The sequence below is a fragment of the Clostridium taeniosporum genome, assembly GCF_001735765.2.
In the GTDB taxonomy this organism is placed as follows: Bacteria; Bacillota; Clostridia; order Clostridiales; family Clostridiaceae; genus Clostridium; species Clostridium taeniosporum.
Map to the genome: position 1 here is coordinate 3070261 of NZ_CP017253.2, position 21167 is coordinate 3091427.

Consider the following 21167-nt stretch of genomic DNA (forward strand, 5'->3'; position numbering starts at 1 on the left):
AGATAGAAAAAGCTTAGTGCTGGTAACACTAAGCTAATCCTAGAACGTTTTTAAGTTTTGGGACTATTGAATTATTTTAATTAATTTAATGACTTTGTTCTTTTCTAATATTATCTATTTGTTCATTACTCAATCCTGTTAATTCAATTATTATTTCATTACTCATACCTAGCTTTATTGCTTTTATTGCTGTTTCCTTTGCTTTTTTTTCTATACCTCTTTTTTCTACTTCTGGATCATATAATGTTTTTGTCATTGTACTCACCTCTTCTTCTAATCTATCATCATTGAAATAATTTCTATTTAAATATTCAATTAAGTTTTGTATTGCAAGTAACATCTTATGGAAGTCCTCACCTACTATTTCATTATTATCAAATAAATATTTAGATTCATTAGCTATTTTTAAAGCTATTTCCTTTGCCTCATGTGACAAATTATTTATTTGATCAATATTATTACTTCTTCTTGCATACTCTAAATCTTTTCTCAAATTAAATAACTGCAACGGTAATAAAGGATACATCTTATTTTCTATAAGTTCTTTATCAGTATATTCCCAATATTTCATTACAGGTACTGAATATATAAAACTCTGACCATCAGGTAATACTATTCTTAACTTTATGTCATCTTTTATATTATTATTTCGTTCAATAAAAATCACCTTTTGTTTTGGAAAATAAATAGTTTTAAAGTCATCTCTATTTCCTGTTTGTTCTTTACCTTTTCTAAATCCATATTCAAACATTCTTATTATCATTGTACTATCATTTTTAGTTTGAAATTCCAGATGATAAGTAACTTTATTACTAACTTCATTATTTAATACTTCAAAGAATACATCTCCTCTTAAAGTATCAAATGTATCCATTATAAATTCATTATTACTTACTGATAATTCAACTTCATCACTACTAAAATTTTCTTCAAAAACCCCATTTAATAAATTAACCAACACTTTTTTAGATGTAGAAAATAAAAACTTCAATATCTCATCAAGTTTTACTTTTTCATTACTAACTGTCAAATTATCACCTACCTTACTCTATCTTAATTATAACCTAAATTTCATATCCTTAAAACAACTAATAATCTTTAAACTTGTACCTGTAAAAATTTACACCCCAGAGGTCAATAAAAAAATTATATATTTATTTTTTATTGAAATTTGATATTATAAAGATAGAAAAAGCTTAGTGCTGAGAACACTAAGCTAATCCTAGAACGTTTTTAAGTTTTAGGGCTATTGATTTTTTATTGGATTGTTAAAAGTTAACTTTTTAATTGTTTTATATGATTTAATAAGTTTTTTCTAAAATAATTATCTTCTTTTGTTATATTATCTTCTAAAAAATCTTTTATTGTTTTTGCAACTCTCTCTCCAGATTTTCCATCTATATATTCACAAAGAATCCTCTTTAAATTATTAATTTCTTTTTTTTGATTTTCAAATATTTCTCTATTATCTAATACTTCTAATAATTCATTTTCTTTTTTCACACTTATAATATGTTTTTTTATTTTTTGATCCATACTATTTTCATCTGTAAGCCATACACATTCTTCATTAAAATCAAAATCAAGTTTTATAATATTTAAATCTGCTAATATTCCCTCTGTCATAACTCCACTGTTGTCTATTAATAATATATCTGTTAATGAAAATACTTTTAATAAATCATATCTATCATCAATTACATTAATAAAATTATCCTGAATATACTTTCTTCTATTTAATTCATTTGCCAAATAAGCAGTACCATGATGCATTTTTACAATTACATTATATTTACTTTGTAAATCTTTAATTGTCTTTATCCACACATTAATTGATGATAATTCACCATATGTTGGTGCATATAAAATAGTTTTTTTATTACTATCTAAATTAAAATCACTTAATGCTTCTTCCTTAATTAAATTTTTGTCATTAAACCACTTATCAAATTTAGGATACCCAATTTTTTCACAACTATTATATATATTCAATTTTGAATAATCATAATTCCCCATGCAAAAAATCGTATCATAATTAATGTTCCACCATCCACATGAATAAACTTCTTTTGACGGCCCACCATATTTCATTCCCAAATTATACTTAGCTATATTCCAAACTTCTTCTCCCATATCTGTATTAGTAATTAAACATTTATATTTAATAGACTGATTTAATACCTCTGAAAGCATTATTATATCTAATTTATTTTTCATTTTTTCTTTAATAAATTTTACACATGAATTATACATATTTGACCACTCATCGTTAAATTTTATACTATCATTAATAATGATTTCAGGTTCTATACCTAATTTATTTAATTCCTTTATTACAGGGTTATATAAATAATAATGTAATGGGGTCTGTATTATAAATGCAACTTTATTCTTTTTATCTTCAAAGTTTTTTTGATAGCTTTTATAAAAATATAATTGTGCCCAGTGATTGTCCGAAATATATCCAAGCCCCATTTCATAAAGATTGTTCATTATCTCTTCTGCTAAAATATAATTTTTTTTCTTTTCTATTAAATATTCTATCAAATAATCAATTGAATACGGTTCAAAAATAATTTTTTGATTTTCCTTAATAGCTAAATCAATAGAATTAAAAATTATGTTCCTTGCAATGTCATATTCATGTAAATCTATATAAAAACTTGCAAGAAAAAAATATAAAAATGAATCATTTTTATTTTCATTAATATAACTATCTAAAATATTTAAAGCTTCATATTCCCTTCCACACAATTTATACAATAAAATTTCAAATATTCTTTTTGAATCGTCTCTCTCTTGAATTTTATTCAAATAATTTTCATAGTATTTATATCTAACATTTTCTTGAAAAAACGCTCTTATGTAACTGATAGATTTTTCTACTTCTCCAGTTTTAAAAAAAGTTAATGCTAATTGCTCCAAATCAGATTTTTGATTATTTCTTATAATTTTTTCTGCTAATAATTTAGCATTTCCGTACTCATTTAATAAATTATACATAGTAAGAACTTCATTGTTAATAATATTATCACCTATATAATTATTGTATTTATTTATACATAACCTTAAAAAATCATTATTAGTATCTAATTTTTCATCACTTATATGACATAACATATTATCTACTAATATACTCCAATCATATTTTTGACTTTCTATTTTTAAACTTTTTCTATATTCTGATGAATTATAACTAGATGTATTAATAACTTCATCTAACTTATATAAAAAATCATCATAATCTTTTGTAATTACTGCTCCAAATTTATCTACAAGTTCTGGTAACATAGTAGTTATAACAGGCAATCCTGCACTTATATACTCGAAAAATTTTAAAGGACTAACACTTGATGTTAATTTATTTTTCTTAAATGCTATAATTGATACATCGACATTACTAGTGTAATATTTTAAACTAAAATAATTTTTTATACCTAAATAATATACATTCTTAAAATCAGGCAACTTTTCCTTAAATATATTTCCCAAAAAAATAAAATTATAATTTGGTCTTTTCTTACATAAAAAGTTTAATAATTCAACATCTACCCATCCAGCTATAGCACCCATAAATAATATTTTAGGACCATTTATCATTTTCAAATCTTCTGGTATTATTTTTTTATCTAACTCATAATCTTTTGTATTAACACCATTTGGAATATAATGTACATTTTTATTATATGGCATCATTTTAGCGCATAACTTTTTGGCTGAAGCTATAACACATTTACTTATGGATGCAAGCTTTCTTTCCTTCTGAATTATGTCTAATTTTCCCCATGCAATATCATGCACAAATTCACTCCAATCATCCATACAATCATATATGATATTTGAGTGTTCATCTAAATCACTCAATAAATCTAAACAATCCGGATGTCCACATAAAAATACTACATTATTTTTTTTATAAAATTTTTCTATTATCGGTAATATACCATTGAAATTATACTCTGAAAATCTATCCAACTCATAAATATTATTATTTGTCTTTTTTACATAAGTACACTCTTTAAAATTTCTAACCAAACTGTTGAAATTTTCCAAGTCTATTTTCTTAATTTCAGAAATATTAATATAAATAACATCATAGCCTTTTAACGCTAAGCAATCAGCTATATGTTGAGGTCTTTGTTTCATTTTATTATCGTTGTAAGATACTGATGATAAAATAACAACTGCTTTCATATTCTAACTCCTTTCCATCTATTAATAAACTGTTAAAAAAATAAGCTCACTCTTGTGAGTGAGCTTATTCAAAATTTAAGTTATCTTAATAATTGAAGAACTCCTTGTGGTTGTTGGTTAGCTTGAGCAAGCATTGCTTGTGCAGCTTGGCTAAGGATGTTATTCTTAGAGAATGTCATCATCTCTTTAGCCATATCAACATCTCTAACTCTTGATTCAGCTGCTGTTAAATTTTCTGAAGAAGTTCCTAAATTATTTATTGTGTGTTCTAATCTATTTTGGAAAGCTCCTAATTTAGATCTTTCAGCAGAAACTTGTTCAATGGCTTTATCAAAAACTTTTACTGCTGCTGTAGCTTTTTCAAATGAACTAACATCTAATGCATATTCATCACTTCCAGAATTATCTGTTAACTTATCTGATTTTGTAAATTTTGCTTCATTAGTTAGAGTTACTTCATCATCAGTTATGGCAACTCCATTTGTTGTATTACCTTTTGTTAATTTAGCTGCTCCTTCAGAAGTCTCGCCTGATATTCCTAAAGCTTTTGATCTCATATCATATATATCAATTTTAAAGCTTTGATTTGCATTGGCTCCTATTTGTAATTGTAAACCACCTGTTGTACCAGATAATTTTTGAGTACCATCTACAAGTTTTTGAGTATTAAATTCAGTATTATTTCCTATTCTATTAATTTCTGAAGTTAATTGATTAATTTCTTTTTGTATCTCTGCTCTATCAGTATCTGTGTTAGTACTATTAGAAGCTTGAACTGCTAATTCTCTCATTCTTTGAAGTGTACTATGAGTTTCATTTAAAGCACCTTCTGCAGTTTGAATTAAAGAAATCCCATCTTGTGCATTTCTTGAAGCTTGATCTAAACCTCTGATTTGACCTCTCATTTTTTCAGAGATTGCAAGACCTGCTGCATCATCTCCAGCTCTGTTTATTCTTAAACCTGAGCTTAATTTTTCCATTGATTTTCCACTGTTGACAGTATTCATTGCCATGTTTCTGTGAGCGTTCATTGCGTTCATATTGTGATTGATTATCATAATAAAATACCTCCTTGAATTTTAAAGTGGACATCCTTTTCCACCGTAATTTGTTTTTTATATTTATAGAAACCCTTACGGGATAACTAACATTATTTAGTTGAGAATTGAGAGTGGAGAGTGAGTTGATAATTTTTCTGTGAAAAATTTTAAATTTACAAATTGAAGTTTTTCTTTAGAAAAACCTCCTAAACTCTCAATTCTCCACTCTCCACTCCCCGCGTTGCTGGACATTTATTTGAAATCAAAAAAAGAGCGATCTTCATTAAAACTTAGCTTCCTGCTAATATTTAATGAAAATCACTCTTCCTGAGCTTGTACTATTATTTAATTTTGTTTTATGCTTTAATCTGTCCAGCTTTGCTTATTCGTATATGAACACTTTGCTAGAACATAACATAATTTTAAAACAAGTTTAAAATATTATTTACATCTTTTTTCGTATACTTCGCCTCTTACGATTTCAATTTCTCTTGGTGCATCAATGGCAAGTCTTAGATTGCCCTCATCAGTCTTTACTACTGCTACCTTTATTTTGTTGTCTATTACTATATATTCACCTGGCTTACGGCCTAAAACTAACATTTAACACAGTCCCCCTAACGCTTGTCGTATAAATAAAAATAGGAGAAACACACCCTATATAACTTAGCTTCCTGCTAAACTTAATAGGTTATATGCTCCTCCTGAGTACCTTCATTGCTTCTTGCAATAAAAGCATTTTAAATTTAAAGTAAAATAACTTCTTGTTATTTTATAAGACAAGCCTCTTCCTGAGACATCTAAATTCATCCTGAATATCTTATATTTATATTATCGTAAGATTTATTATCCACTTTATACTTAATTTAAATATTTTTTCTAAGAGCATAAATAACTTTTATGTAAATTTATTTATTATCTGTAACTCACTCCTTTTAATTATAGCATATATATGGTTTTCTTCAATAAAATTCTAATTTTATTCTTATTAATTTAAGATAATAAAAAAGAATTACTTAATTCATAAAATTAAATAATTCTTTTTAACAGTTTTAAATAATCCTTACATTATATAATTAATAAAATAAATTATCTTTAATATTCTTTTTTACATAAATAAATCTTATGTTATTCACATTATTTATTCCTACTAAAATTTTAATATAATCAACAGTTATAATATTATTTAATTAACATCACATATTTTGTTCATTAAATCATTAATAATTTCTTTCTTAATACATTATTTATTCTTATTAAAATTTAAACATAATAAAAAACCTAACCTTTTTATTTAGTTCATAAACATCCTATACTAAATTCATTTAATTGTGAATATTTTTGAAACATTTCACTCTTTGTTTTTTACTAAACTCTTTTATGATCTTTAAATTATCAAAGTTATTAACATTATCAACAACATGTTGTGGATAACTTCATGCTAGTTACTCAACATATTGTGTAGTCAATAAATTTTTATGGGAATTAAGCTCATTATTTATTACGCTTTTTTGTCATATGCTGTCCTTCATAATAGAACAAGCCTACTAGTCCACGAATCATAGTTTATTTTTAATTTATTTTTAAAAGAAATTCAAACTATAAAGAAATTAATTATTTCATCTCTTCTTATAATCTATATATTGACATCTTGTTTACTTTTTTATAATTTAACTCTAGATTAATATCCTAATTAATACATATTTCACATTAATAATTAAAATTCTTACATATTACAAAGCAATTATATTAACAAAATTTTAATAACATTTCTTGAAGTTCCATAAACTTCATTTAATAAATCATAATTTCAAACTCTTAATAGATCATAACTTTCAGATTTTCTTAGATGGTTAATTATTTAATCAATATCTGAAAAGTCTATATCTTTATACTGTTGTATCAATTATATTACTAAAATTTAATTATTTAATATCTAAAATATCCTTTATTACCTCTCCTGCAATTATCATTCCTGCAACAGGTGGTACAAAAGATATACTACCTGGTATTTGTCTTTTACTAGCACATTTTTTAGTGCCTCCTGTACAAACACAACCAGTTTTACAAGTAACTACATCTTCTGCTTTAGGCTTTAAAGGTAATTCTTCTGAGTATACAACCTTTAATTTTTCTACTCCTCTTTTTCTTAATTCATATCTCATTACTTTAGCTAATGGACAAACTTTTGTTTTAAAAACATCTGTAACTTTAAATTGAGTAGGATCTAATTTATTTCCAGTCCCCATAGAACTCATTATTCTTATATCATTTTTATAGCAATATTCTGCTAATCCAAGTTTTGCTGATACTGTATCTATTGCATCTACAATATAATCAATATCTTTAGGAATTATATCAACTATATTATCTTGAGTAACAAAAGTTTGATGAGTTATAACATTACAATTTTTATTTATAGAAAGAATTCTTTCTTTCATAACTTCAACCTTAGATTTACTTATTGTTTCATATGTAGCATGTATTTGTCTGTTTAAATTAGTTAAACAAACTGTGTCATCATCAACTAGTATTAATTCACCAACACCAGCTCTTGCAAGTGCTTCAACAGTGAAACTTCCAACTCCACCAATTCCAAATATCATTACCTTGCTATTTTTTAATTTATCTAAACCATCTTTTCCTATTAACAATTCTGTTCTTGATAAAGAATGTTGTGCTAACATCTTACTCTCTCCTTACATCTTATTTAAATTATTAAATACATCATATTACACAAAAACTAAATTATATACTCTAACTTGTGAATTAAATTAAGCAATTTTAATAAACAGCTTAAAAACAAAAGTGATATGCCACTTTTGTTAGTTGAGAATGGATAATTGATAGTTGAGAGTTTTAGTGTGTATCTAAACAACTGCACAAGTCTAGTTATATAAATTAGCTTCTTATATAATAATATAAATTATACTATAAAATCTTTTTCTCATATTATATCATAAATAAGAGTATTCTACTCAGTTAACTAGGATATTGTATGACAAAAAAGTGCCTATGTCACTTTTTTAGTTGAAAGTTGATAATTGAGAGTTGAGAGTTTTAGTTGAAAGTTGATAATTGATAATTGAGAGTTGGAGTTTTAGTTGAAAGTCCTATGGACTTTCTAAAAATATATATTTTAAATTCCCAAAAGGAATTTTTTCATTAACTCTCCACTCTCCACTCTCCACTTACCTATTCTCTCAACTATTTATCCCATCTAACCTTAATTTAAATTTATTACTATTAAATTCTCCTCTTAGTGTTTATAATATAAACTAATATAACTTAATTTTTAGGAGGATTTTTATGACAATTGGAATAATCGCTGCTATGGCAGAAGAATTAGAGATATTATTAAAAGATTTAAATCTTGAAGAAAAAAAAGAAAAAGCAAATATGGTTTTCCACAAAGGAACTATAAACGGAAAAAACGTTGTTGCTGTTGTTTGTGGAATAGGTAAAGTAAATTCAGCTGTATGTACTCAAATATTAATATCTGAATATAGTGTTGATAAAATTATAAATGTTGGAGTTGCTGGTGGTATTGGAAAAGATATCTATCCTGGTGACATAGTTGTAGCTGAAAATCTAGTACAACATGACATGGATACTTCAATATTTGGAGATAAGATTGGTCAAATTCCAAGACTGGATACATTTGATTTTAAATGTGATGAAGAAATGGTTGCTGCTGCTAAAAAATCTTGTGAAGAAATTTCTGAATTAAATAGTTTCACTGGAAGAATAGTTTCTGGAGATCAATTTGTTGCTAATTTAGAAAAAATTCAATGGCTTGAAAAAGAATTTGGAGCTATTTCTTGTGAAATGGAAGGTGCTAGTATAGCTCAAGTTTGTTACTTAAATTCAATTCCATTTGTAGTTATTAGGTCAATTTCTGATAATGCAAATAACGGTGCACATATGGATTATGAAAAATTCACTCCAATTGCAGTTAAGAATTCAACTAAAATATTAAACAAAATGATTGAAATACTATAACAAAAGTGGCTGAGCCACTTTTGTTAGTTGAGAGTTGATAATTGAGAGTTGAGAGTTTTGGTAGAGAGTCCTACGGACTTTCTAAAAATATATATTTTAAATTCCGAAAAGGAATTTTTTCATTAACTCTCCACTTTCCACTCTCAATTCTCAACTATTATTATTTCCCTCTTAACTACTAAATTATATAGTTTTTCCTATATTCCAAATTTCATATTCACTAATATCAATGTCGTCATTCCAACTCACACCATATCCACCAACATCCACTTTTGCTTGTTCAAACAATAATTTATTTTTCAAATCACAATAAAAATCATCATTTAGTTTTTTATTAAAATCAACTTCTTTAGTTACCCCATTATCAAATAGAACTATTAATACATATCGCTGAGAATCTATTTTTATTTTTTAATTTTTGGAACATTCATAGTTCTTATTTCAAACCTTCTAATTTTCTAAACTCTTTAGTATTCCACATATCCATTAAATCCTTTTGATACTTCTCAGCCCATTCTTTTACCAACTTTAAAGCTCTATTAGATAAATCTCCCTCTATCATCTCCAATGTATTTATATCTATAACTCCAACATATTCTCCATATATAGCATGAAAATGTGGTGGCGTATGATCATTGGGATACATCTTTACTACTATTCCATAAAATCTTGTAATAACTGGCATGTTATTCACCTCATTTACTTATTTAAGTATATTATATCCTATGATATCTTTTTAATAAACAAAAAAGTAAGATCCAAATTATTGAAACAATAATTTAGACCTTACTTTTTCTTAGTTGAAAGTTGATACCGGTACTAGTCTTATGGAAAAATATTATAAAATATTGAGAGTTGAGAGTTTTTGTAGAAAGTCCATGGACTTTCTAAAAATATATATTTTAAATTCCCAAAAGGAATTTTTTCATTAACTCTCCACTATCAACTCTCAACTCTCAACTCACCTATTATCTCCACTCTCAATTCTCAACTATTTATCACATTCTCAACTACTTTTATTTCATATTAAATTTATCCGTAACTTGAATTTTACAACTTGCTGAATTATCATTTACTTTTTTAGTATCATAAATTCTTGCAAGTTTTATCTTTGATGTTCCCTCATTAATCCACTTAGAACCAACATTTTTAAATTCTAATGTATTAGTATTTCCTGAGCAATAAACAGTTTTTACATAAGCACTATTTTCAGATTCAAATCCGTACAATACATAAATTCCTTCTGCAAAGTTTTCCTTACTTTGAACTATGCAATTGTATTTATTATCTTCATTTTTAGTAGTTACACTACTTATTTCATTATTTAATTTAGATTTATTTACAACTTGCATCTTTTCTGATTCAAAGCTTGTACTATCGTTATCACCTGATTTAGAAATAATTTTTGATACTATATAATCATTTTGATTCATTTCTCCTAATATATCTGTTATAAAAATAGTGGCTTTCAAACCATTTACTTTATCTGGTCTTTCCCATTTTACAGTATCTACAATTTTATTATTAAAATCATACATTTCACATTTCACGTCATACTGAGCTTTATCTTTAATTTCATAATTAAAAGATATATCTTGTTTATCTATATTCAATTTAGATATAGATACATGTGATTTATCTGAGTCATTTGAGCTTGAACTTGAACTACTATGATGCTTTTTAGATTTACTTGATTTCTTATCTGAATCATCATTAGATTTTTCAGAATCATTTTTTTGTTCATTATTATTTGCAGTATTATTATTTGAATTTTGATTTGTAGTTATATCTACATTTCCTGGTGCAAATTCTTTAGTTGCCTTAGGAACTTCACTACTTATACATTCTCCACTTTCAGAGAAAGTATATGTTTTTCCTTCAATAATAACATTACCTTTTTGCATTTCTCCATTCAAAGCTAAGGAATAAACCTTACCATTAACCTTAACTACACCAGTTTGCATTGCCCCAGTTGATGATGTATAGTACCATTTTCCATTATCGCTTAACCAACCTGTTTTCATAGCTCCTGAATTATCAGTACAATACCATGTTCCATTATCATTTATCCAGCCTGTTTGCATTGCACCACTTTGGGATGTATAATACCAATTTCCATTAACACTTATCCATCCAGTCTTTATAGCTCCTGAACCATCTGCATAATACCAAGTTCCATTATCATTTACCCAACCTGTTTTCATATAACCATCTTGTCCAAAGTAATACCAGTGACTATTTATATTTTCCCAACCTATAGAATAAGCACTACCTTTATCATTCCACCATCCATTAGAATCTTGTTTCCATGCTGCTGATGCTCCAACTGGAGATACAGAAGCTATAATTGATAGTGCCATTACTGCTGCTGTAATCTTTTTTAATCTAGCACTTTTCATAAACTTTACCCCTTCCATAATTTAAAGATATTTTTTCATAGCGTACTTTACACTATCCATAATTTCAACTCATAGTATTTTTAAATCAACTAAACTTTTAAATTTACTAAAAATAAATCTCTTAACCTATAATTAGATTTAAACTGGTTAATAATTTATTTAATAGAAAGTAACCTCCTTTTAATAATTTATTTAATAAAAAGTAATCTCCTTAATCATTATTTAATTTTTATCTCTATTTTTCATAGAGTAATTTATACTTTTTAACTAATTAAATACTATATTTCTTTTTCATGTTTACATAAATATGAAGTAACTAATGCTGTTATTGGAACTGTTAATATTATTCCAATACTTCCTGCTAGTCCTTGAATTAATTCCGTACCTATTACATCCAAGTTCATCAATCTATTAAAGGTCATATTAGAAGAATAAATTAGAATCAATAAATTTAAAGAGCCTCCTGCGAAAGCTAAAATTAATGTATTGGACATTGTTCCTATTATATCTCTTCCTATATTCATTCCACTTTTAAACAACTTACTTATTGACATCTCATTATTTATTGAATGAATTTCAAATATAGATGAAGATATTGACATAGCTACATCCATTACAGCACCTAAAGCAGATATTAATATTCCTGCAAACATTATCCCTTTTATTTTAAGACCTGTAGTTTCAGATATATACATAATGCTTTCTGCATCAGTTAAATTTACTCCTGAAAGATTAGCCCATAATCCAAATACATAAGCAAATATACCTGCTATAATAACTCCTGATAAAGTTCCAAGTATTGCTGCTAAACTCTTTTTATTTTTTCCTGATATAAGCATAAGAGTTATTGTTATACTTACAGCAGCCACTATAAGTGATGATAATATAGGACTTACCCCTTTAAGCATTAAAGGCAACATCAAATATATAACACAAACTATTGTAAATATTAATGATACTATTGCCTTAATTCCCTTAAATCCACCTATTAATAATATTGAAATTAAAAATAGTAGCCCCATAGCTATCAATATATGACTTCTTGTAAAACTTGAAATCATCATATCAGTTATCTTTCCATCTTTAATATAAAATGCAGTAATAACTTTGCTTCCAACCTTGGTCTTTGTATTATAAAGTCTACTTATATTATTAAGCACATTGTATTCATTATCTTTGTATGGGCCATCTAAAATCCTAACTTTAACCTTTTGATAGCCTAATTCTATACCCTCAATATACTTATCTTCTTTAAGTTTTTCCTTATTAATTTTAATTACTTCTGCCTTATAATATTCAACACCTCTGTTGGCCTTATCTTCTACAAATCCACCTACAAATATGAATTTTGACATATATATAATAGCCAATCCCAAAACCAAAGTTACTATTATAAATATAATATCTGTTTTATACTTCTTAATTTCCACAGAAAACGCTCCTCTTATTTCATCATCTAATTAACTCTTTTTCTTGTCCAATCTTTGTTTTCCCAATGTTTACTTATAACATTTTCTTCAATACTATTATCATCAGAAGCTAATTTAATTTCACCAGTATTTCTTACTCTTAATCTAGCTCCTTCTGGATCCCATGATGCTAATCCAATTGCAGTAACTTCATCACCAACTTTAATATTATGATTCCATTTACCTAAAGATTTTTCTTTATTAACTCCGTCCCAAATATATCCTTCAACATATATTCTTGATACACCTGTTCCATCATCAATATATAAATTTTGATTGTCCATTCTTACAACTTTTCCTTTTACTTTAACAAGTTTTCCACCATTGCTAGGTAACATGCTATCTTTTGTTGAAAGTTTAATAGGTTTTATATCAACTATATTTTCATCTATTAACTTAACATTTTTAGCTTCAATATCACCTGAAGCAGGGCCATTATCTCTATCTGCTAATGATATTTCAAGTTCACCTTGATATGCATCAACTACACCTGTAATTCTAACTTTTTGACCAACTTTTAATTTAGTGCCAGATACTCCAAATACGCAAGCCCCACCAGTTTCATCTGAAACATAAACAACTTCAAAGAATGAATTCTTAGGTTCTACAGCTTCAGATTGTGAAGTAACATATCCTTCAACAGTAACTTTTTGACCATATAAATCTGGTTTTCCATCATTGTCGCTATCTTTTCTAATATCACCTAATTTAACTGACTTAATTTCTTTCCCTGGCATCATCCAATCTACAATATTATTAGTAATCTTTATATTAGAATACTTTTCTCCATTAGTACCATCAATTTCAAAATCAGAAAAGAAAGTATTTCCTGAAACAGCTATTTTAGCACCATTACTTAATTGTTCTACTCCAAGTGTGTTTACACTTCCCTTTGTAACTGGTACATTATCCCCATCATTATCTGCATCCTTAGTTTCAGTAGTCTCAAATCCCTTTACTAAGAAATCAACGCCATCTGAATTTGCTCCTTTTGCAAGAACTATTGATGCACCATTATAAAAACTATATTGATCCTTACCATTTTTAATTCCATCAATTAAATTATAATTTGGTGAATCATAATTAGTTAAATATAATCTATATGGTTGTCCTCCATTATTCTTTTCATCTATAACTTCATCATCATTTATTCTTAACTTAGTTCCTATAGCTTCTAAAACAGAATTCATTTGACTTCCATTGCTATATTCACCTTTTCCATCTTTATAATCTGCTCTAGTTGATAATATTATATTTCCACCCTTTTCTACATATCTCTTTATAGCTTGTATTTCACTATCATCAAACTTACTTGCCTTAAATCCTGAAGTATCATCATCTTTGCTTTGTGGATTTGTAAGAACTAATACCTTAACATCTTTTAAAGTTTTATCAGTTATTTTATCTTTATTTATTATTGTTAAACCATCTTTTTCAGTTAATAAATTCTTAAATGCAGTATACTTTCCTGCATAATCTCCTGTTATATATTGATTAGAATGATATCCATCAACTAATATCTTTTGAACTTTTTCAGGATCAACAACCTTTACCTTAGCACTAGTAGTAAATGATTTTTCACCCTTTTCTAACTTAACAGTTGCTCTTGCATATAAAGTATATTCCCCTTCTTTTTGTGCTTTCCAATTGAATTTAACGTTTTCAGTTTTAGTACTTTCTATCTTTTCAATAACTTTTTCACCTATTTTATTAGCATCATTTATTTTATTTTTAAAGAATTCAAACTTAACATCTTTAACTTCATTTTCACCATTATTAAAGAATCCAACATTAAATTCTACATTTTCCCCTGGTAATGTCATATCAGTATCTACTTTTGCATTTGATAAACCAACATTTAAAGCATCTCCAACCCATACTGGTGATGTTACTGATATATCCTTATCTTCTTGAACAACCTTAACATAATAATAACTATATTCTGGATCTAAAGAAAATTCCCAATTAACTTCATTAGAATTAAATGTTTTAGAATCAACTTCAACTCCACCATTAGCTATAATTGAAACTTTCTTTATCTTATCAGTAGGATCCTTTGCATTTATTTTAAAATTAAGCTTATCCACATTTCCTAAACAACTTCCCATAACTTCATCATTTACTGTATAATCTATTGTCATATCAGTATCTTCAGAAGCATATACTCTCTTTTCTCTAAGAGCATCATATATAGAATCCCTTGAATTATCATCTGCAAGTACTATTGTTCTAGCATTATTAGATGTAAACCAGTTACCCTTATGATTATCTTGGCTATTAGTTGGTGCAACATGCCAGCCTTTATCTAAAGCTCTTGTATAATATTCATAGCTTGGAAAATATCCTGAACCTCTTATTGGACCTTCACCATTACCTACTTCAATTAAGTTTACATATTTATCTGCACCTTCACTATAGAATCCAAAATCAGCAAAATCACCAAAAGTCTTACCTGGATGATTTAATTGTGATATTGATTGTGGTTGAGTTTGAATAGTTTTATAATAATTAGGTAAATCCATAGCTCTATTAGTTCTTGTCTCAAATCCTGGTGTATTAAATGTATTTATATGACCCCATCCACCAGTAGAGCCTGACCATGTCATTTCATATCCATAAATAGCAGTAAAATTTTCATCTTTATTATATTTATCTGCTATTTTATGAGCTTCCACCCATTCTTTACTAGCTGATCCATCTGCAAGATTTGCTGCTGTATCATTATCAAACCAATTTGAATGATCTGTTACTGCATAATAATCAGCTCCATTTTTCTCTACCCACTTGTAAGCTTCATCTAATGAACCTTTTCCATCTGAAATGTTGGTATGTGCATGAAGTTGTCCAAATAAATGTCTAAAATCACCATCTTTAAATACTCTAAATGTCCATTCTTTAGAAGTTAAATTTCCAACACTATCTTTAACTTCTACTTTAACTATATGTGAGCCATATTTAAGTTTTTCACTAGGTGTATACTCAATAGATTCTTTTGTAATTTTAGATTTTGAGGTAACATCATTATTATCTAAATAAACTTTAATAGATTCTGTTTTTATCTCTTTATCAGACTTAATTGAAGCTTTTATTGTAGAAAACTCTTCCTCTTTAACTCTAGAATTTTCTGCTGGATTAATATTATATATTTCAGGTGCAATACCATTTGTAACTCTTACTGAATAAGTATCTGTATTACTCTCCCCATTTTTATCTTTAGCAGATATATAATATTCAAGTCCTTTTAAATCTAAATTTTCTTTTCCTAAGGTAACACTATATTTATTACCTTCACCTTTAGTCATTTCTAACTTTTTAAATTCTTCAGTTCCAGTAACTTTATAATTTAGCTCTACACAGCTTACTTCAGTTCCTGTTACTTCTGCATCTATTTTAAAATCGTTATTAATATCAGCCTGATTAATAACATCATGTTTTATGTTTAACTTAACAAATTCACCAATCTTATCAAAAGTACAAGATCCACCATAAATTTGAATCGTCTTATTATATACTCCTATAGTACCTTCTACATTTACAGTATCACCTTTTTTTATATCAACTCCACTTGGCATAAAGAAAACATCTAAAGTTTTATCACCTTGTTTTAATTTATAATCTTTTCTTACTCCATTAACTACCATATCTACAACTGCATTTTCTATTCTTATATATTTAGATTCATATTTTCCTGAATTTAATTCTTCTATAGATGCAGTTTCTGGCTCCAAATCTACATTTTTTTCAACAACTTCAATTTTACTTACTTTTAATTGTACTAATTTATGAAAATCACCTTTTTCACCTGTAACTTTAACCTTATCTCCTTTTTTTATTTCATTAAACTTAATTTCAGTTTTATAATTAGATATAGCTATGCCACCGGTTTCATCTTGTATATAAAGTGTTTTATTTCTATCATTGAAAGAAACTACACCTTCTACAGTTGCTTCTTCACCTTTTTTTACCTTTAAAGCATCTTCAATGCTAATAACACTCTTTGCTTCTGTTGAGTCCTCTACTTTTTCTTCAATATTTTCTTTCTCATTAATAATATTCTCTTTTTCATTATTACTATTTTCTTGATCTTTATTAATATCTTCTTTGTCTTTTTCTATATTCTCTTGATTCTTATCAGCATCTTCTTTATTTTTCTCATTAACTTTATTTTCATTTACTTCTTTGTCTGTATTCTTATTGTCTTGTTTATTTTTATTCTTATTATCAGAATCATCTTTTGATTTTATGTCATCGTTTACATCTTTTTCAGAATTAACTTCATCTTTTGAAGCAGTTTCTGAATTACCCTCTAACTTATCTTTATCTGTTACCCCTTTAGAAGCATCATCTTTATTTACATCAGTTTTATCTTTATCACTTTTATCTTTTAAAACCTTGTCTTCACTATTTTCTTCCTTAATATTATTATCTTTAGATTTAGTTTCAGATTTAACTTTAGCTTCATCAGACTTAGTTTTATCAACTTTAGTATCTGAACTATCATTTAAAATTGAACCAATCATATCACCTAAGGCAAAAGCTCTTTCACTTGGTAATACAACAGAAGTAGTTAAAACTGATACAGAAACTAATAACGCAAGTAGTTTTTTATTTTTCTTTAACATTACTTCCCCTCCCATTATTTGTAAATACTGTTATATTTATTAGTATATTATATATAAAATATCTTTTCAATTATTAAAGATATTTTTATAAATTCAAATTATTTATTATAAAAAATTTAACTTAACAATAAATTTTATGATAATATATTGAAAATATACTAATTTATTCAATATGGTCTGTTTTTATTTATCATCAAAAATTCTTTAAACCTATTCCTATAGCCACTTTTGTTAGTTGAGAGTGGATAATTGATAATTGAAAGTTTTAGTTGAAAGTCCTATGGACTTTCTAAAAATATATATTTTAAATTCCCAAAAGGAATTTTTTACCATGCTCTCAACTCTCCACTATTTCCCCTCCACTCTCCACTCTCAACTATTTACCCTCCATTATCAATTCTCAACTATTATTATCTCCCTCTCAACTCCCTTCATCATTCTGAAATTTCACTTACTAAACCTTACATCACTCACCTTCTATAAAACAAAATAATAATATATCAAAATTCCCAAAAGGAATTTTTTCCTACACTCTCAACTCTCCACTCTCCCCTCTCAACTATTTATAATACAAAAAAGATGACAATCACCATATAAAATGACTGTCATCTTTTTTACTAATAGTATTTTTATATTTTAGAAAACTTTTTAAACTTAAGGCATATGAAAATAAATAATAAGTCAAAAATGCTAGTTATTTATTTAAATGTGCCTAAATAATATCCATATATTATTTAGTAGTTTTATCTTCAACTTTTATTGTTTTATCTGCATTAACAGTTATTGTTTTTGTATCTGGAGTTACATAGTAGATTTTTGCTAAATCTAAGCCATCTTTATTATAACCTCTTATAACACGAATAACAGATTTTACTGTATATGTTCCTGGCTTAAATGTATATTTTCCATCTTCATAAGATATACCTTTAGTAGTACCAGCATTGTTAGTAACATATAAATCTCTTGTTACATAATCATAACCATTTTGTTTAAGTTCATTATCAAACTTAAATTCATATGTGTTTGTATTATCTTCATGTTTTACAGTTATCTTTTTAGCAGTAGAAAAAGCATTATCTATATCTTGTTGTACATTAGTTTTATCTTTATCAGTAGATGAATGATGATGATGTGATCCACCACCGCCTCCACCGCCATGTGATCTTTCTTCTTCTTCATTTTCAGCTGGTTTATTTGAATCTTCTTTTACTAAAGTTCCATCAACATTAAATGAATTAGTTACTGCTGGCTTTTCATCTCCAATAGCTTCACCAGTAGCTGCAAATGTATATTCAGTTCCATCAATAGTAATCTTTCCTGTTTGCATTACTCCTGATTCTGCTAAATAATATATTTTTCCATCAACTTCAATTACACCAGTTTGCATTGTTCCTGATGAATTAGCAAAATACCTAGATCCATTATCATTTATCCAACCTTTTTGCATTGCTCCTGATTGGTTCATAAAGTACCATTTGCCAACATCGCTTGCCCAGCCTGTTTTCATTGCTCCTGATGGGCTCATCAAGTACCATTCACCACAATCACTTATCCATCCTGTTCTCATTGCTCCTGATCCATCTGTAATATACCAAGTTCCATTATTATTTATCCAACCTTTTTGCATTACTCCTGATTGGTTCATGAAATACCATTTACCACCATCAGTTACCCATCCTGTTTTCATTGCTCCTGATCCATCTGTAATGTACCAAGTTCCATTATTATTTATCCAACCTGATACCATTGCTCCTGATGGATTCATGAAATACCATTTGCCACCATCATTTGCCCATCCTGTTTTCATATATCCGTCTTGTCCAAAATAATACCAATTACTGTTTATGTTTCTCCATCCAGTTGAATAAGAACTTCCTTCTGTATTCCACCATCCAGTTGAATTTTGCTTCCATGCTGCTGAAGCTCCAACTGGGCTTACAGTTGCTATTGTCATTGCTGCAACTGCTGTTGCAACTATCTTCTTTAAATTTAAACCCTTCATTATTAAATTACCCTCCTTAATTATTTCTAAAATCATACGTAAAATCATTAAGTCAATTTTTAAACTATGTTTTTTAATCTTCTCTTATTAAAAATAACTAATAATATTCCTATAACAAAAATAATAAAACTTTCTTGTAATGACATTGTTAAAATCTTATTTATTATATAAATGGCTGGTTCTTTAAAATATTCAGGGCCAACATTTATACCATTATTACTTATAAAAAAGTAAATTCCAGATAATATTAAAATAAATAATATTCCTATTATCATTAATACTTGTCCAATGTTTTTTAATGTTAATTTAATATTTCCTTCATTTAACTTAACTAAAATTCCAATAAGAATAACTGAAATTAATACAAAAATCAAATTAAACTTATGAAGAAAACTTATTATATTTGATGACACTTTAAATAACTTTGAATCTATTAAACTATTCAAAGTCAACTTTTGAATTTCATTATCTATAAATTTACATGCTTTATCTGATATCTTATCAGATATAGCTCCAATTTTTTCTTCAAATGTTTTAGCACCATCAGAAATAACCGAATCTATAACATCTTTAAATTCACCATTATATAATTTATTATTTTTTATTGCTTGTTCTTTAATTAAGTCAGTTTTACTATCTTTTGAATTTTGGCTGTCATCACTATTAACTTCATTATCTTGTGATGAATTATTATTACTATTATTCTTAGAGTCTGATGAATCTTCTTCATCTAAATATCCATTTTTTCTTAACATATCCCATACTTGTTCTTCACTAATCCCCTTCTCAGCCAATTTTTGTCTTGCTTGTGCTTCTGTTAATCCTTTAGCTTTTAGCAACGCTCTTCCTTTAGCTTCTAATTCAGCCCTAGTGGCTAAATTCGCAAGAACAATTGGTGATCTATTGGAACTATTATGAGAACTAAATGTATAATTCATCTTATATTGATTACCTTGAACTTCGCTTTTCATAAAATTCATATTTTTTATATTAAAATTATTATTAAAAGATACGTTCTTATTAGATGTAACATCTTGTCCTATAATACTTTTTAAAACATCTTTAACTCTTGTTTTATATACTTCGTTATCTATGATCGGTTTATTATTTGTACCATTTTTTAAATCATCTATTATACATGTTAAAACTACATTGCACTCTTTTTTTATATCTTCATCAGTAATAATGGATTTTTTAATATCTTCATCTACATTACTACCTAATAATGAATCCATTTTTTCATATAATTTTTCTTCTACTTTTGTATAAGTATTACTTTCATTCAATAATTTCAAATATATATTTTTATTTAAAACAACCAAATTAACAAAAGTAGATAATATTGAAAGTGTAATACTAGACATTAATAAGATTATGGTTATGAATTTAATACACTTATTTTTCTTCATTATTAATGCCTCCTTATGTTTTATTTTTAA

13 protein-coding genes are annotated in these 21167 nt (G+C 26.8%); 1 reads left to right on the forward strand and 12 read right to left on the reverse strand.

Annotation, left to right across the window (positions count from 1 at the left end):
* Nucleotides 1-85: 85 nt before the first annotated feature.
* From BGI42_RS13805 to BGI42_RS13825, 5 genes are all read right to left on the reverse strand, one after another.
* Entirely contained in the window at nucleotides 86-1030 is a 945-nt protein-coding gene (locus tag BGI42_RS13805; protein WP_069680844.1) for an RpnC/YadD family protein, read from the reverse strand.
* A 245-nt stretch (nucleotides 1031-1275) separates the two neighbouring features.
* Nucleotides 1276-4194, reverse strand: a complete 2919-nt coding sequence (locus tag BGI42_RS13810; RefSeq protein ID WP_069680845.1) for a CDP-glycerol glycerophosphotransferase family protein — start codon at nucleotides 4192-4194, stop codon at nucleotides 1276-1278.
* 80 nt (nucleotides 4195-4274) lie between these two features.
* A complete protein-coding gene (gene hag, locus BGI42_RS13815) occupies nucleotides 4275-5252 on the reverse strand; it encodes a flagellin Hag (protein WP_069680846.1) in 978 nt (325 codons plus the stop codon).
* Between the two features lie 423 nt (nucleotides 5253-5675).
* On the reverse strand, nucleotides 5676-5837 hold the full coding sequence (locus BGI42_RS13820) for a carbon storage regulator (protein ID WP_069680847.1): 162 nt from the start codon (nucleotides 5835-5837) through the stop codon (nucleotides 5676-5678).
* A gap of 1322 nt (nucleotides 5838-7159) precedes the next feature.
* The gene (locus BGI42_RS13825) at nucleotides 7160-7921 is read right to left on the reverse strand and encodes a tRNA threonylcarbamoyladenosine dehydratase (protein ID WP_069680848.1); all 762 of its coding nucleotides are present in this window, start codon (nucleotides 7919-7921) and stop codon (nucleotides 7160-7162) included.
* Nucleotides 7922-8543: 622 nt separating this feature from the next.
* Between BGI42_RS13825 and BGI42_RS13830 the strand changes: the two genes are divergently transcribed.
* On the forward strand, nucleotides 8544-9236 hold the full coding sequence (locus BGI42_RS13830) for a 5'-methylthioadenosine/adenosylhomocysteine nucleosidase (protein WP_069680849.1): 693 nt from the start codon (nucleotides 8544-8546) through the stop codon (nucleotides 9234-9236).
* Nucleotides 9237-9419: 183 nt separating this feature from the next.
* Here the strand turns inward: BGI42_RS13830 and BGI42_RS13835 are convergent, their stop codons facing one another.
* The 7 genes from BGI42_RS13835 to BGI42_RS13865 all read right to left on the reverse strand — a co-directional run bounded on the left by BGI42_RS13835 (nucleotide 9420) and on the right by BGI42_RS13865 (nucleotide 21137).
* Nucleotides 9420-9644 (reverse strand): DUF2442 domain-containing protein, encoded by a 225-nt coding sequence (locus tag BGI42_RS13835; protein ID WP_069680850.1) that lies wholly within the window; start codon nucleotides 9642-9644, stop codon nucleotides 9420-9422.
* Between the two features lie 28 nt (nucleotides 9645-9672).
* The gene (locus BGI42_RS13840; protein WP_069680851.1) at nucleotides 9673-9921 is read right to left on the reverse strand and encodes a DUF4160 domain-containing protein; all 249 of its coding nucleotides are present in this window, start codon (nucleotides 9919-9921) and stop codon (nucleotides 9673-9675) included.
* Nucleotides 9922-10252: 331 nt separating this feature from the next.
* The gene (locus tag BGI42_RS13845; protein WP_069680852.1) at nucleotides 10253-11635 is read right to left on the reverse strand and encodes a PspC-like choline-binding domain-containing protein; all 1383 of its coding nucleotides are present in this window, start codon (nucleotides 11633-11635) and stop codon (nucleotides 10253-10255) included.
* 278 nt (nucleotides 11636-11913) lie between these two features.
* Complete coding sequence (locus BGI42_RS13850) at nucleotides 11914-13065, reverse strand: YibE/F family protein (protein ID WP_084023893.1); 1152 nt, start codon at nucleotides 13063-13065, stop codon at nucleotides 11914-11916.
* Nucleotides 13066-13091: 26 nt separating this feature from the next.
* Nucleotides 13092-17726 (reverse strand): CehA/McbA family metallohydrolase, encoded by a 4635-nt coding sequence (locus BGI42_RS13855; protein ID WP_069680853.1) that lies wholly within the window; start codon nucleotides 17724-17726, stop codon nucleotides 13092-13094.
* Between the two features lie 730 nt (nucleotides 17727-18456).
* Nucleotides 18457-19728: a PspC-like choline-binding domain-containing protein gene (locus BGI42_RS13860; protein WP_069680854.1), complete on the reverse strand. Its 1272-nt coding sequence runs from the start codon at nucleotides 19726-19728 to the stop codon at nucleotides 18457-18459.
* Between the two features lie 59 nt (nucleotides 19729-19787).
* Nucleotides 19788-21137, reverse strand: coding sequence for a regulatory protein RecX (locus BGI42_RS13865; protein WP_069680855.1), 1350 nt, complete (start codon nucleotides 21135-21137; stop codon nucleotides 19788-19790).
* Nucleotides 21138-21167 lie beyond the last annotated feature (30 nt).

Excerpts from the sequence above, each read along its gene's own strand:
- BGI42_RS13820 (WP_069680847.1), bottom strand. The coding sequence starts at position 5,837 with ATGTTAGTTTTAGGCCGTAAGCCAGGTGAATATATAGTAATAGACAAC.
- BGI42_RS13845 (WP_069680852.1), bottom strand. The coding sequence starts at position 11,635 with ATGAAAAGTGCTAGATTAAAAAAGATTACAGCAGCAGTAATGGCACTA.
- BGI42_RS13840 (WP_069680851.1), bottom strand. The coding sequence starts at position 9,921 with ATGCCAGTTATTACAAGATTTTATGGAATAGTAGTAAAGATGTATCCC.
- BGI42_RS13855 (WP_069680853.1), bottom strand. The coding sequence starts at position 17,726 with ATGTTAAAGAAAAATAAAAAACTACTTGCGTTATTAGTTTCTGTATCA.
- BGI42_RS13810 (WP_069680845.1), bottom strand. The coding sequence starts at position 4,194 with ATGAAAGCAGTTGTTATTTTATCATCAGTATCTTACAACGATAATAAA.
- hag (WP_069680846.1), bottom strand. The coding sequence starts at position 5,252 with ATGATAATCAATCACAATATGAACGCAATGAACGCTCACAGAAACATG.
- BGI42_RS13830 (WP_069680849.1), top strand. The coding sequence starts at position 8,544 with ATGACAATTGGAATAATCGCTGCTATGGCAGAAGAATTAGAGATATTA.
- BGI42_RS13860 (WP_069680854.1), bottom strand. The coding sequence starts at position 19,728 with ATGAAGGGTTTAAATTTAAAGAAGATAGTTGCAACAGCAGTTGCAGCA.
- BGI42_RS13825 (WP_069680848.1), bottom strand. The coding sequence starts at position 7,921 with ATGTTAGCACAACATTCTTTATCAAGAACAGAATTGTTAATAGGAAAA.
- BGI42_RS13865 (WP_069680855.1), bottom strand. The coding sequence starts at position 21,137 with ATGAAGAAAAATAAGTGTATTAAATTCATAACCATAATCTTATTAATG.